The organism is Streptomyces sp. LaBMicrA B280, assembly GCF_049222185.1.
Classification (GTDB): Bacteria; Actinomycetota; Actinomycetes; order Streptomycetales; family Streptomycetaceae; genus Streptomyces; species Streptomyces murinus.
The window spans coordinates 294,801-308,159 of record NZ_JBMJCT010000052.1; the positions used below are offsets into that span (position 1 = coordinate 294,801).

A 13,359-nucleotide genomic window follows, 5' to 3' on the forward strand; every position below is an offset into this window, starting at 1 on the left:
GGATGTGAACGGCACGGGCGGGGCGGTCAGTTGACCTTGCGGGCGGAGTCGCGCCAGTAGCGGTCGCGCAGTTCGCGGCGGAGGATCTTGCCGCTCGGATTGCGTGGGACGTGGTCCGTGAACTCGTAGCTCGCGGGCAGTTTGAACGCGGCCAGCCTCGGGACGAGGAACGTGTGCAAGTCTCGTCTGCCGGGCCGCGCACCGGCCGCGGGGACGACGAAGGCGTGGACCCGCTCGCCCCACCGCTCGTCGGGGATCCCGATCACCACCGCCTCCCCCACCGCGGGGTGGCGTTCCAGCACGTTCTCGATCTCGGCGGGGTAGACGTTCTCGCCGCCGACCAGGATGGCGTCCTTGATGCGGTCGTGGATGAAGACGTGTCCGTCCGCGTCGAGGTAGCCGGCGTCACCGGTGTGGATCCAGCCGTCCACGAGCGTCTCCGCGGTCTGCTCGGGCAGGCCCCAGTACTCGACCATCCGGGCGGGGGTGCGCAGACAGATCTCGCCCACGGCGCCCGGCGGCAGTTCACGGCCCCGGCCGTCGATCGCCCTGGCCCGCACCCCCGGGTAGGGGCGTCCGGCGGCCCGCATGAGGGGGCCGCCGGGGACATGGGCGGACGGCGGCAGGCAGACCGCGGTGTTCCCGGTCTCCGTGAGGCCGTAGATCTGGGCGAACTCGCAGTCCATGACGGCGAGGCTCGCCTCCAGGAGCGCCTCGGAGATCGGGGACCCGCCGTACACGGTCTTGCGCAGGGTGGTGAAGTCCTCGGCGCGGACGCCGGGTTCGGTGAGCATCATGCGCAGCATGGCCGGGACGACACAGGCGGTGGTGACGCCGAGGCCGCGGATGAGGTCCACGGCCCCCCGGGCGGCGAAGGCGCGCAGGGCGACGATCGTCGTACCGGCGTTGAGGTTCTGGGTGGCCCACCACAGGCCGCCGACATGGAATCCGGGAATGCCGACCAGGGCGATGTCACCCTCCCGCCAGTCGATCCAGTCCAGCCCCTCGCTCGCGAGCGCGTCGCGGATCGCGAAGAAGCTGCGGTGGGCGAGTACGACCCCCTTGGGCAGGCCGGTGGTGCCGCTGGTGTAGAGCTGCGCGACCGGGGTGTCGGGGGTGGCCACGAACTCCGTTTCACTGTCCGGGTGTTCGGCGCGCCAGTCGGTGATCGAGGCCACCGGGACGACGGTTCGCGGAGGCCGGGTGGGCATGGCCGCCACGATCGGGGCGAACTCGTCTTCGAGGAACAGCAGTCGGGTGCCGGAGTCCTGGAGGATGTGGCTCACCTCGGGCGCGGTGAGCCGCCAGTTGACCGGGACCAGCACGGTGCCGGTCTTGGCGCAGGCGAAGAGTGCCTCGTAGTAGTGCTCGGACTCCTTTCCCAGGTAGGCGACCCGGTCGCCCTCGCCGAGGCCCGCGGCGCGCAGGGCGTGTGCCATGCGGTTGCTGCCGCGGTGCAGTTCCCCGTACGTCAGGGTGCGGCCCTCGCAGATCACCGCCGGGGCCTCGGGCCGCCGGGCGGCGTGGAAGCGGGTGGTGTGGACGAGGGTGCTCAGTTCGGGGTGGTGGAGCCTGGCGCCCCGGGGCCGCAGCGCCGTGGTCGTCTCCATGAGCGGTCTCCCTTCGGTGGGTGGTTCGGGGGACGTCGACGGATGGTTCAGGGGATGTTGACGAAGGCGAGGGTCACCTCGCCGTCGCACCTGCCGCCGTGGGCGTCCTGGTAGCGGAACACGGTCGGGGCGTGGAGGAAGGGGCCGATCGCGCCGGAGGTGCGCCGGGTCACGGCGCGGAACTCCATCTCCCCCGTGAAACGGCGGGGGTCGACGGGCCGCCGGAAGTTCGCCGCGAAGCGGGCGATGAGGATGTCCGGGAGCTGGTGGCGCCAGAAGTCGTCCAGGGTCCAGTCCTCGAACCCGGTCAGCAGCCCCTCTTTCACGGACTTGGCGACCAGGTAGTACATCATCTGGTTGTAGGCGATGTTGACCTCGACCGCGTTCAGATGGCCGGTGTCGTCGATGTAGCAGGACTCCGGGATCGCGAACGCGCAGCGGGCGGCGGAGAGCCCGCCGGACGCCGTCACCTCGGCGGACCTCAGGTATGCGCAGTGCTCCTTGTAGGGCGCCAGGACCCGGGCCAGGAGTTCCTCGTCGGTGGCGTACGACCGTTGCGGCGGGGCGGCGGGACGGTCGGCGGGCGCGCTCACGCGGCGCGCATCCCGTCGTACAGTGCCCGCTCGTCGTGGACGGTGACCCGGTACGAGACGGTGGGCTCCGGGGTGGTGGTGTGGCGGGCCCGGTGGACGAGGCTGCGGTTGTCCCAGACCAGCAGGTCGCCCTTCTCGAAGCTCTGCAGGTGGATGCCCTCGTGTGCGAAGGTGTCGTCGAGCTGGCCGGTGGCTTCGAAGAGGCGTTCCAGCAGCTTGCCTTCGAGCGGTTCGCCGTCCTGGCCCTCGATGCCGACGGTGAAGCCCTCGCTGACGTAGAGGATCGTTTCTCCGGTCATCGGGTGGGTGAAGGTGGTGGGCCGCACCACCGGCGGGGTCCTGGTCTCGACCTCCTCGATGATCTCGGAGAGCGGGCGGTAGACGTCCTGCGGCCGGATCTTGAAGTACTTGCGCACGGAGTGCCGGCAGCGCGTGCGGTGGACCGCCGCTCTCAGCTCCTCGGACAGCCGCTCGTACGCCCTGCCCATGTCGATGAAGTAGGTGCCGCGGTTCTTCTCCGGAATCACCTGCGGGTGGATCAGGGTGATGCCGAAGGGGTCGGGCATGAACTGGTAGTCGGCGTGCCAGAACGTGCCCGTCTTCGGCACGCCTATCCGCCTGCCGCCCTCGGGGACGTTGGAGGAGACGAACACCTCCGGGACGTCCGGGTGCCGGTACATCGGTTCGTAGTACGTCTCGGGGCGGCCCAGGCGCCTGCCGAGGGCGAGGAACTGGGCGGGAGTGAGGTCCTGTTCCTTCAGGACGGCGATCTTCTTCGTGTGGACGGCCCTCTTGAGGGCCTGGATGTCGGCTGCGGAGGCCGTGGTGTGGTCGAAGCCTTCGACGGTGACGCCGAGCGCCGCGCCGGGCTGGTCCTTGATCTGCATGGCTGCCGGTCCTTCCGGGTTTCGGCCGGGGTGCTGGGGGGTCAGACGGTGGTGGTGCGCCGGGAGTCGACGGGTTCGGCGTTCTCGCCGAGGGCGCGGCCGGGTTCGAGTTCGTCGTAGGTGGTCATGGTGTGATCCGTTCCGATTGCGGGCGTGGGTGTGTGTGGGTGTCGGTGTGGGTGTGGGTTCGCCGCCGTGGCGTCGGGCAGGGCGAGCGGTATGGAGGCGGCTCCGGGGATTCGCCGGTGGGGGTGGGCCGGTCACGCGGCGGGCGTGCGGCTCGTGCGCAGCGCCAGGGTGAGCGGGGCGCCGCAGCAGAGGGCGGCAGCGACGACGAAGACGGCGACACGTATACCGGTGAGCTGGTTCTCGTCCGGCGGCCCGGGACCGGCGCCCGAGGACAGCGCGACCAGCAGGGCGAGACCGATCGCGCCGCCCACCTGGAGGGTGGTGGACGCCATGCCGGAGGCCACCCCCTGGTCCTCGGCGGCCACGCCGGAGGCGGCGGCGATCCACATACCGGTCCAGGCGGCGCCCTGCCCGAGCCCCACGAGCACGATGCCGGGCAGCAGCAGGGAGTACGGCCCGTCCGCGGTGAGCGCGAGCCCGAGCACGACGGCCCCGCACGCGCCCAGCACCATGGCACCGCCCAGCACACGCCCCGACCCGGCGCGGGCGACGGCCAGTTCACCCGCCTTGGTGCCCAGGGCGGTCACCACGGCGGGGACGAGGAACGCGAGGCCGGTCGTGAACGCGCTGTAGCCGCGCACGTTCTGGAAGTACAGGGTCATGAAGTACGGCAGCGAGCTGAAGGTCGCGCTGTACAGGGCGGTGACCGCCATCGCGGCGCGCAGCCCTCGGTGGGCGAACAGCCGTACCGGCACCAGCGGTTCGCGCGCACGCCGCTCCACCACCGCGAAGGCGGCCAGCAGGGCGGCCGAGAGCGCGGCACCGAGCAGCGCGGACGGGGTGGCCCAGCCCGCCTCGGGGGCACGTACCAGCGAGAACACCAGGAGCGTGATGCCCCCGGTGCCGGTCAGGGCGCCCGTCACGTCGTACCGGCGAGGTCCGGTCCGTGGGCCGTCCCCGGGGAAGAGCCGCCACCCCGCCCAGGCCAGCGCCGCCGCCACGGGCACGTTGACGAAGAAGACCGACCGCCAGCCGGACGCCTCGACGAGCACGCCGCCCAGCAGCGAACCGAAGCAGAGGCCGCCGGCCCCCGCGGCGCCCCATACCGCGAGGGCCCGGTTCCGCGCGGGGCCCTGCGCGTACAGGGTGTTGATCAGGGCGAGGGTGGCCGGGAACAGCAGCGAGCCGCCGATGCCCTGCGCCGCGCGGGCGGCGACCAGGACACCCGCCGAGTCGGACAGGCCGCCCGCCAGCGAGGACCCCGCGTACACGAGGGCCGCGGCGGCGAAGGTCCGGCGCCGTCCCAGCAGATCGGCCGTCCGGCCCCCCAGCAGGAGGAAGCCACCCGTCGTCACGACATAGGCGCTCACCACCCATTGGAGATCGTGCGCGGAGAAGCCGAGACCGGCGCCGATGTCGGGCAGGGCGACGTAGACGATGTTGTAGTCGAGCGCGATGACCAACTGGGCCAGCGCCAGGACGAGAAGGGGGAGCCGTGCCACTACCGCGCGGGGCACGGGAGTTGCCCGCTCCATGCTCGTGTCGTCGTTTCCCACACCGCAGTAGTCGCCCGCCCGTGCCGTCGAGTTCCCGGCGGCACGGCCCCGGTGGAGGACCGTGCCGCCGCGCACGCCGTCAGGAACGTGCGGCCCCGAGAGGGCTCGGGGTCAGCCGCCGAGGGTGCTCGCCGACTCGGCCTCCCGTAGCACCCGTTCGAGAGTCGCGCGGGCGCGGGAGACCCGGGAGCGGACCGTGCCGACCGGGCAACCGGCGAACCCTGCCGCCTCCTCGTACGACAACCCGACCACCTGGGTCAGCAGGAACGCCTCCCGGCGTTCGTCGGGCAGGGTCTCCAGGAGGTCGAGCAGGGCGATGCCGTCGTCGAAGCCGGGCAGGCCGCAGAGCTGGGTGCCCTCCACCGCCGTCTGCCAGTCGACGGTGTCCGCGATCCGGGGGCGGACCGCGGCGCGGCGCAGGCTGTCGGCGACCGCGCGGCGCGCGATCGACAGCAGCCAGGTACGGGCCGAGGCCCGGCCCTCGTAGCGGTGCAGGCTGCCGAACGCCCGCGCGAAGGTGTCCTGGGTCAGATCGTGGGCGGTCTGCGGGTCGCCGCTGAGGTAGGTGACGTAGCGCAGGACGTCGGCGTGCAGGGCGCGGACGAAGTGGTCGGCCGCTTCGGGGTCCCCGCCGCGGGCGGCCAGCGCCCAGGCGGTCGCCGAGGCGTCCGCGGCGGCACGATCCGTCCGTGGAGCGGGCATGACAGAGATCATCGTGTGATGTCCTTCTCGGGTCTTCCGGGGCCCGGCCCGCACAGGGGCGTGGCTCACCGGGGCATGGGGTGCGCCCTTACACGGAGGTAGGGCGATACCCGGAGCCCGTCGGGGCCGGTCCGGTCACGGCGGCGCGTGGGTGTGCCGGGCAGAGAAGCGGGCACATCCGCGCGCGAGAACACCGCGGGACGGGACGACGGGTGACGAGGGGCTCCGGTGGATCCGGCTGTCTCAGCGGACAGCGGCACCCACGGGCGGCCCCCGGAAGGTGAGGGAACTGCACAGCAGCAGACGCACCGGGGCCGGTGCGTCGACGGCGCGGCGCCTGTGTACGCCGGGGCGGTGGTACGGCGTGGGCAGGGCCCCGAGCAGCCGCAGCGGGGCCGCGAGCCGGGCCGCCGTCGCCCGCAGGACGCGGAAGACGGCCCGTTCGCCGTAGGCGAGCCACAGCCCGCACAGGACCGCGGCCAGGAGGTGGGCGGCGACCATGCCGACCGAGGCCGCACCGCTCATGCCGGCCATGTCGTGCAGGGGTCCGGGACCGGCCATGCCGTGGACCGCGTGGCCGGTCCCGGACCCCATGTCCATCCTCATGGAGCCCACAGAACTCATAGAGCCCATAGAACCCATGGAGCCCATGGAGCCCATGTCCATCGAGGTCGTCGATGCCCTGTGCATGGCGCTGGTGCCCGTCGGCGGACCGCCGTGGGACATGCCCATGGGGCCGGACGCCGACGCCTGTGCCAGCGAGAAGGTCTCGTGGAGCACCAGTTGGGCGGCGGTCACGACCGCGACGATCGAGATGCGGCCGCGCTCCCGCCCGGCCAGCAGCCAGCCCGCCGCGCCGGTCCCGAGCGCACCCGCGGCCATGGCCCACCAGGGGACGGGAGTTCCCGACATGGTCGCGTGGCCGAGGGCCGCCAGCAGCACGCAGGCCGCGGCGAACACGCCGGCCCGCGCTGCGCGGCACCATCCCGGGACAGTCATAGCCCGCTCATCCTCGCACCCGGGGCCCGATCGTCGGCAGGGGGGAGACGGGGACCCTCACCGACAAAGGGTTCGCCGACAAAGGGAGAGACAACGCGACAGACGGAGCAGCAGACACCAGGGGATCCAGGAAGCACAGGGCACGACTACGGAAGCGTCACCGTGCCCGGCCGCACCACCACGGCCAGGACCCGGACCGGGCCGCCGCGCCGGAACTCCAGGGTGAACGGCACACGATCCCCCGCATGCCACGCCTTCGAGGGCACGGGCACCGTGAGATCGATCCCGGTCGGCGACATGGCGAGGCCCTCGCCCGCCGCGACGGCGACGGAGTCGATCGGAGACCGGTAGGCCGCGTTGCCCGGCCGCATACAGTGCCGGGAGAGGGTGACCGCGCCGGGTACGTCACGTGCGGCGATCCGCAGGAGGGTGTCGGCGGAGCCGCCTTCGTTGGCGACGCGGAAGAACGCCGCCGTCTCCGGGGCCCCCGCGGACGGCAGCAGGACCCGCCCCTGTGTGACACGGATACGCGCCGGACTGCCCGCCCGGCCCGCGCCGACCCAGACGGTCAGCCCCGCCAGCGCCGTACAGCACGCCACCACGGGCACCAGGACGGCCAGGGCGCCGTCCCTCAGCCGCCGCCGGTCGAGGGCCCGCGCGGTGGAGGCACGGTCCGAGATCCGCCTCATCGCACAACCGCCCTTCCGCCGCGCGTCCCGCGTGTCCCGTGCGGCCCGCCCCGAGTCCCGCGCAGCCGCAGGCTGTTCGCCACCACGAGCACGGAACTCGCCGACATCGCCGCCGCCGCGACCATGGGATCGAGCATGCCGACCATGGCCAGGGGCACGGTGACGACGTTGTAGCCGAACGCCCAGGCCAGGTTGGCCCGGATCGTGGCCAGGGTGCGCCGGGCCAGCCGGACCGCGTCGACCAGTGCCTCGATGTCCCCGCGGGCCAGGGTCAGATCGGCCGCGCCGATGGCCACGTCGGCGCCGTGGCCCATCGCGATGCCCAGATCGGCACCGGCGAGCGCGGCGGCGTCGTTCACCCCGTCGCCCACCACCGCGACCCGGGCGCCCCCGCGCCGCAGTTCCCGCACGAGGGCGGCCTTGCCCTCGGGAGTGCAGCGGGCGTGCACCTCCTTGATGCCGAGCGCGGCGGCGACGGCCTCGGCGGGCGCCGCACGGTCGCCGGTGGCCAGCACCGGGCGGATGCCGAGCCGGCGCAGCCGGTCCACCGCCCGGTAGCTGCCGGGGCGCAGCACATCGCCGACGGCGATCAGCGCCTCGGCCCGGCCGTCCACCCGCACCAGGACCGGTGTGTGCGCGGCCGCCTCCGCCGCGGTCAGCGCCGTGGCCAGTTCGTGCGGCAATCGGCCGTCCGGCGCGCCCACTTGGACCAACAGGCCGTCCACCCGGCCGCTGACCCCGTGCCCGGGGACGGCGGCGAAGTCCGTCACGTCCGGCAGCGGTCCGGCGTCGCCCGTACGGCGCGCGTAGGCGGTGACGGCTCCTCCAATCGGGTGCTCGGAGCCCTGCTCCACGGCTCCGGCCAGTCGTACGAGCGCCTGCTGCCCGAGGGCGCCCGGCAGCGCGGTGACCCGGGCCACCGCCATCTGACCGCTGGTCAGCGTGCCGGTCTTGTCCAGGACGACCGTGTCCACCCGCTGAAGGGCCTCCAGCGTCTGCGGGCCCCGCACCAGCACGCCCAGTTGCGCCCCGCGCCCGGTGGCGGCCATCAGGGCGGTCGGTGTCGCCAGCCCCAGCGCGCACGGGCAGGCCACCACGAGCACGGCCACACAGGCGGTGAGGGCCGCCTGCGGATCGGCTCCGGCTCCCAGCCAGAAGCCGAGGACGGTCACCGCGAGGGTGAGGACGACGGGTACGAACACTCCGGCGACCGCGTCGGCCAGCCGCTGCGCCCGCGCCTTGCCGGCCTGGGCCTCCGTGACGAGACGGGTGATCCGCGCCAGCCGGGTGTCCGCGCCGACCGCCGTGGCCGTCACGAGCAGCAGTCCACCGGCGTTGACGGCGCCGCCGGTCAGAGCCGATCCCGGTCCCACCTCCACGGGCTCGCTCTCGCCGGTGACCAGGGACAGATCCACGGCGGAGGTGCCCCGCGCCACCCGCCCGTCGGTCGCGACCCGCTCCCCCGGGCGCACCACGAAGGTCTGCCCCACGCGCAGCCTCTCGATCGGGATCGACCGTTCGCCGAGTTCGTCCCGTACCGTCACCTTCTTGGCCGCCAGTTCGGCGAGCGCCCGCAGCGCCGCCCCGGTCCCCCGCCGGGCCCGCCCCTCCAGGAACCGCCCGGTCAGCACGAACAGCGGGACGCTCACGGCCGCTTCCAGATACAGGTGCGCCCTGCCGTCCGACGCGGAGGGCAGCAGAGTGAACGACATCCGCATCCCGGGCCCGCCCGCCCCACCGAGGAACAGCGCGTACGCCGACCAGGTGAACGACGCGACGGTCCCGAGCGAGACCAGGGTGTCCATCGTGGCCGTGGAATGGCGCAGGCCCCGCAGCGCCCTGACGTGGAAGGGCCAGGCGCTCCAGGTGGCCACCGGGGCGGCCAGCACGAAGCAGAGCCACTGCCAGTCGCGGAACTGCAGGGCGGGCACCATCGAGAGGACGAGCACCGGTACGGCCAGCAGCGCGGTGACCGTGAGCCGTTCCCGCTCACGCCGGGAACCGGCCTCTTCTCCGTCCGCCGCCGAGTCCGCCTCGTCCTCGCGCACCGGCAACGCGGCCCGGTACCCGGCCTGTTCGACCGCGGCGACGAGGCTCTCGGGCGCGACGTCGGCCGGGTGGCTGACCCGGGCGAGCCCCGTGGCCAGGTTGACCGCGGCCGTGACGCCCGCCAGCTTGCCGAGTTTCTTCTCCACCCGACGGACACAGGCCGCGCAGGTCATCCCGCCCACGGTGAGGTCGGTGACGACGAGTTCCGCCGCCGGTTCGACGGCGGTCACCGCCCGCTCCCATGGCTCATCCCGGGCATGTCGTCATCGCCGCCGCCGCTCCCGCCGCTCCCGGTGCGGTGCAGGCCGGGCGCCACCGGCCCCGCCGCCGAGCCGACGGCGTAGGAGACCGCGAACAGCGCCATCAGCAGCAGCAGGAATCCGCAGAGCGCGGGAGGCGGCAGCGGCCTGCCGCGGGTCGTACCGGTGGAGCCGGGTGACATCGGGATATCGGCCATGCCCGACCTTCCTGGTCGCATCGGACCGTCGTGCGAGAGCTGGCGGTGGAAGCCGTACCGTCGCAGTAGTCGGTCCGATGGAGCGGCGGGTTCCGGGACTTGATCGTGACGTACCCCACGTCGGCGTCACCGGCCCGCACGCGTCCTCACCTGCGCAGCATCACCACGAGCAGCACCACCAGCGCGATCAGCAGCGCACCGCCCACCGACGCCAGGGTGATCTTCGCCGCGCTGTACGGGCGTTCGCCGATGACCTCGCCGGTGCGGGCGTTGACCATGACCGCCCATGCCTTGCCCGCGTGCAGGTAGGTCAGGAACCAGACGGGCAGCAGCACCAGCTTGTAGGTGAGGCCGCTGTAGGCGGTGGACATCGAGTGCACCCGCTGCTCGTCGCCGCCGATGTCCCGCTTGCAGTCGGCGCGGATCACCGGCGCCATCCGGGCCTTCGCCGATTCCAGGCCGGTCTCCGGCTCGACGTCGAAGCGGACGGTACGGAAGCCCGCCAGGTACTCCTCCTGGTAGGGGACCGTCTCCTCCAGCGGCCAGGGCGCGAGCTTGTCCAGTTCCTTCTCCGGCACCTGGCCGCTGCCGGGCACCAGCACATCGTCGAAGAACCGCTCGACGGTTCCGGAGGCGTGGTGCCAACGGGTGTGCCGCACCTGCCGGGTGTTGCCCTCGGAGTCCTCCTCCTCCACCCAGTAGTGCTCGCCGCGCTGGCCGGAGTACTCGGTGAAGGTCTGCGCGTCGTATGTCCAGTGCGGCAGGTAACTGCCCCGGAAGGTCTCCGCCTCGGTGACCTTCTTCAGCTCGTCGGGCGCGAACCAGCGGGACTTCGTCCACTTCGCGAGCGCGTCCCGGGCCTCCTCGCGGCTGACCCCGAAGGGCAGTACCGCCTCGGGCACGACGCGTTCGGTGCCGGCGGCGTCCGCGACCAGCGGGGTGGCGCAGAACTGGCACTTGTCGCTGAGGGTGTCGCTCTCGGTCACCGCGTGGCAGCCGGGGCAGGTGTACACCTTCACCCGGCTCGGCGCGGACGCCCGCCGCAGCTCGGCCAGTTCCTCGATGGGGTGCTCGGTGACCTGCCGCGGTATCGGCGTGATGTCCTGCTCGTGCTTGCAGTACGGGCAGCGCAGCGCGTAGGTCCCCGGCGCGTACTCGCTCACCCCGCCGCACGCCTCGCACTGGAACGCCCGGTCGGGCGCCGGCGCGACGTCCTGGTCCGTCAACTCACTTCTCCTTGCGACCTGTTACCGGAGGTTCCGGACGGCGGATCTCAGCCCTGCGGGGGCAGCGGCGGCGGGACGTCGGCGAGCAGCGAGGCCAACTCCGGGATCTGGTCGGCGGGTTGCCAGGCGGCCTGCCCGCTGCGCCAGACCAGCGTGGTGCGGGTCAGGTTGCCCGCCGCGACCTGCCCGGCCAGCGCGTTCTCGTCGTACGGGCCCTGCTGCTGTCCGGCGACCGCGAGGAACCAGCGCGGCGCGGTGGGCAGCGGCGGCGGGACGTCGGCGGCGGGGGCGGGCTGTGCCGGTCCCGGTGCCGCCGGGGCGGAGGGGGCGGTCGTACCGGGCATGCTCTGGACGACGCGCTGGCCCAGCGCCATGCCCACGCCCAGCCCGAGCGCGTCACCGCCGGTGCCGGGGTTGGCGGCGGCGAGCGGGATCGCGTCGGCCGCCTGGAGCTTGGCGTAGTCGTCCAGGTTGCCGGTGATGGCCATCCGGGAGCGGGTGTCGATCGCCGCCTCGATCTCCGGCGGGACGCTGATGTTCTCGATGTAGAACCGGGGGACGGCGATGCCGGTGGAGGTCAGTTCCTGGGTCAGCACGTCGGCGAGTTGCCGCCCGATGCCGTCCTGCCGGGCGGCGAGATCGAGCAGCGGCACACCGGCCGAGCCCAGCGCGGAGCCCAGCTTGGAGACGATCAGCTGCCGCAGGTGCTCGCCGACCTCCTCGGTGCGGAACTGCGGGTCGGTGCCGACCAGTTCGCGCAGCAGCGCGGCGGCGTCCACCACCTTCGCGGCGAAGGTGCCGAAGGCGCGGACCCGGACCATGCCGAACTCGGCGTCGCGCAGGATCACCGGGTTCTGGGTGCCCCACTTGAAGTCGGTGAACTGCCGGGTGGTGACGAAGTAGACCTCGGCCTTGAACGGCGACTCGAAGCCGTACTTCCAGCCCTTCAGCGTGGACAGGACCGGCATGTTCTGGGTCGAGAGGGTGTATGTGCCGGGCTGGTAGACATCGGCCAGCCGGCCCTCGTTGACGAAGACGGCCACCTGTGACTCGCGCACCACGAGCCGAGCGCCCATCTTGATCTCGTTGCCGTGGCGCGGAAAGCGCCACACGATGGTGTCCCGGCCGTCGTCGGTCCACTCGATGATGTCGATGAACTCACCGCGGATACGGTCCATCAGCCCCACGACAACCCCCTACTCCTCGCGTTTCTGGAATCTCCCGCTCCCCGGCCGGTCCCGGGTCGGTGACCGCACGGCGACCGATCGGTCAGGCGATCAGCCGCCAGTATGCCTGCCGTGGCCCGCCCGGCTGCGGGCGGGCCCGGACATGATCACCGCACGCCCATCAGAACCCCGGGGTTGACCACGCACACCTGATGCGCCTGCTCCTCGCTCAGCCCGAACGCGCGCATATGGGCTCGTATCAGCCGGACGGCCTCGACGGTGTGCGGGAAGAGCGGCTCGCCCGCGTCGCTTGACAGGGTGATGCGGTCGGTGCCCAACTCCAGGATGGCGGCGGCCATGTCCGCGGGGTTGACGCCGAGGAGCGGGGAGATCTCGTCGTAGGTGAAGTTCAGGTAGACGCCCGCCGAGGTCAGCTCCCGCATCTCGGCGAGCGACAGGTCGATGAACGGGCTGAAGGGATGGTCGACCACGGCCTTGGTGATGCCGAGTTCGCGCACCGCCTCGGCCATGGCGAAGATCTCCTCGTGGGTGGCGTGTCCGAAGGAGAGCATCACGTCGTGGTCGGCGGCCATCCGGAAGACCTCCTTGTACTCGGGCTTGAGCCGGCCGTGCTCGTCGAGCGTGTACTCGCCGACCTCGACCGCGCGCGCCCAGGGCAGCGGGTCGCTCCACTCGGCCGGGTCGGTACCGGCGCCCCACCAGATCGGCGGGCCGCCGACCTTGTGGAGGGTGTTGGCGCTGCGGAACACCGGCAGCCACACCGCCTTGACGCCGTCCGCCAGCTGTGTGCGGGCGGCCTTGAGCATCGGCAGCCCCTTGGTGAAGCTGGTGATCCAGCCCGCCCACAGGCCGATCGGCTCGACGCCGGTCTCCTCGCACCAGCGCCGCAGCTCGGCGTCCACCTCCCGGATCACCCCGGCCGGTCCGGCGACGTCCGGACGCCGCATGCCCAGGCTGCTCTTGAACAGCAGTCCGCCCATGCCGCTGGCGGCCGCCGTCCGGGCCACCGCCAGCGCGTCCTGCTGGCCCTCATGGGCGTGGCAGTGAATGTCGATCGCGCCCTCCACCCCGTGGACGGCAGGCGGTTGCAGAGGAGTGTCGCGGTGGCCCATCCGTGCCCGGTAGGCGGCCAGGAAACGGTCGTGGGGGGCCTTGTTCGGGCGGCGGAGCCCGGCCTCAGCCAGCAGTTCCTTGTCCGCGGGGATGCCGTCCATGGGTGCGGGTCGCCTTTCCGTGCGTCCGTCGTGCGAACAGAAGGGGGGCGGGAGCGGTCGT

At 72.7% G+C, this 13,359-nt stretch carries 12 protein-coding genes; all 12 read right to left on the minus strand.

Annotated elements, in window-relative coordinates; all coding sequences use genetic code 11:
- Positions 1-26: 26 nt before the first annotated feature.
- Positions 27-1,610: a long-chain-fatty-acid--CoA ligase gene (locus tag ACLF5H_RS31290; RefSeq protein ID WP_421679368.1), complete on the minus strand. Its 1,584-nt coding sequence runs from the start codon at positions 1,608-1,610 to the stop codon at positions 27-29.
- 47 nt (positions 1,611-1,657) lie between these two features.
- The gene (gene scoD / locus ACLF5H_RS31295) at positions 1,658-2,203 is read right to left on the minus strand and encodes a (2E)-enoyl-ACP glycyltransferase (protein WP_421679369.1); all 546 of its coding nucleotides are present in this window, start codon (positions 2,201-2,203) and stop codon (positions 1,658-1,660) included.
- The gene (gene scoE / locus ACLF5H_RS31300) at positions 2,200-3,090 is read right to left on the minus strand and encodes a (3R)-3-[(carboxymethyl)amino]fatty acid oxygenase/decarboxylase (protein ID WP_421679370.1); all 891 of its coding nucleotides are present in this window, start codon (positions 3,088-3,090) and stop codon (positions 2,200-2,202) included. Before scoE ends, scoD begins: the two co-directional genes overlap by 4 nt.
- A 260-nt stretch (positions 3,091-3,350) precedes the next feature.
- Positions 3,351-4,736 (minus strand): MFS transporter, encoded by a 1,386-nt coding sequence (locus tag ACLF5H_RS31305; protein WP_421679371.1) that lies wholly within the window; start codon positions 4,734-4,736, stop codon positions 3,351-3,353.
- A gap of 150 nt (positions 4,737-4,886) precedes the next feature.
- On the minus strand, positions 4,887-5,489 hold the full coding sequence (locus ACLF5H_RS31310; protein ID WP_421679372.1) for a sigma-70 family RNA polymerase sigma factor: 603 nt from the start codon (positions 5,487-5,489) through the stop codon (positions 4,887-4,889).
- A 231-nt stretch (positions 5,490-5,720) separates the two neighbouring features.
- Entirely contained in the window at positions 5,721-6,476 is a 756-nt protein-coding gene (locus ACLF5H_RS31315; RefSeq protein ID WP_421679373.1) for a hypothetical protein, read from the minus strand.
- Positions 6,477-6,622: 146 nt separating this feature from the next.
- A complete protein-coding gene (locus ACLF5H_RS31320) occupies positions 6,623-7,165 on the minus strand; it encodes a copper chaperone PCu(A)C (RefSeq protein ID WP_421679374.1) in 543 nt (180 codons plus the stop codon).
- Positions 7,162-9,444, minus strand: coding sequence for a heavy metal translocating P-type ATPase (locus ACLF5H_RS31325; protein WP_421679375.1), 2,283 nt, complete (start codon positions 9,442-9,444; stop codon positions 7,162-7,164). The genes ACLF5H_RS31320 and ACLF5H_RS31325 overlap by 4 nt, the downstream gene beginning before the upstream one ends.
- Positions 9,441-9,671, minus strand: a complete 231-nt coding sequence (locus ACLF5H_RS31330; RefSeq protein WP_421679376.1) for a hypothetical protein — start codon at positions 9,669-9,671, stop codon at positions 9,441-9,443. The genes ACLF5H_RS31325 and ACLF5H_RS31330 overlap by 4 nt, the downstream gene beginning before the upstream one ends.
- Before the next feature lie 146 nt (positions 9,672-9,817).
- A complete protein-coding gene (locus ACLF5H_RS31335) occupies positions 9,818-10,897 on the minus strand; it encodes a hypothetical protein (protein WP_421679377.1) in 1,080 nt (359 codons plus the stop codon).
- Between the two features lie 47 nt (positions 10,898-10,944).
- On the minus strand, positions 10,945-12,075 hold the full coding sequence (locus ACLF5H_RS31340) for an SPFH domain-containing protein (RefSeq protein WP_421679378.1): 1,131 nt from the start codon (positions 12,073-12,075) through the stop codon (positions 10,945-10,947).
- A 155-nt stretch (positions 12,076-12,230) separates the two neighbouring features.
- Positions 12,231-13,298: a DUF6282 family protein gene (locus tag ACLF5H_RS31345; RefSeq protein ID WP_421679379.1), complete on the minus strand. Its 1,068-nt coding sequence runs from the start codon at positions 13,296-13,298 to the stop codon at positions 12,231-12,233.
- Between the last annotated feature and the right edge of the window lie 61 nt (positions 13,299-13,359).

Excerpts from the sequence above, each read along its gene's own strand:
- ACLF5H_RS31290 (WP_421679368.1), bottom strand. The coding sequence starts at position 1,610 with ATGGAGACGACCACGGCGCTGCGGCCCCGGGGCGCCAGGCTCCACCAC.
- scoE (WP_421679370.1), bottom strand. The coding sequence starts at position 3,090 with ATGCAGATCAAGGACCAGCCCGGCGCGGCGCTCGGCGTCACCGTCGAA.
- ACLF5H_RS31345 (WP_421679379.1), bottom strand. The coding sequence starts at position 13,298 with ATGGACGGCATCCCCGCGGACAAGGAACTGCTGGCTGAGGCCGGGCTC.
- ACLF5H_RS31330 (WP_421679376.1), bottom strand. The coding sequence starts at position 9,671 with ATGGCCGATATCCCGATGTCACCCGGCTCCACCGGTACGACCCGCGGC.
- ACLF5H_RS31340 (WP_421679378.1), bottom strand. The coding sequence starts at position 12,075 with ATGGACCGTATCCGCGGTGAGTTCATCGACATCATCGAGTGGACCGAC.
- ACLF5H_RS31310 (WP_421679372.1), bottom strand. The coding sequence starts at position 5,489 with ATGATCTCTGTCATGCCCGCTCCACGGACGGATCGTGCCGCCGCGGAC.
- ACLF5H_RS31320 (WP_421679374.1), bottom strand. The coding sequence starts at position 7,165 with ATGAGGCGGATCTCGGACCGTGCCTCCACCGCGCGGGCCCTCGACCGG.
- ACLF5H_RS31315 (WP_421679373.1), bottom strand. The coding sequence starts at position 6,476 with ATGACTGTCCCGGGATGGTGCCGCGCAGCGCGGGCCGGCGTGTTCGCC.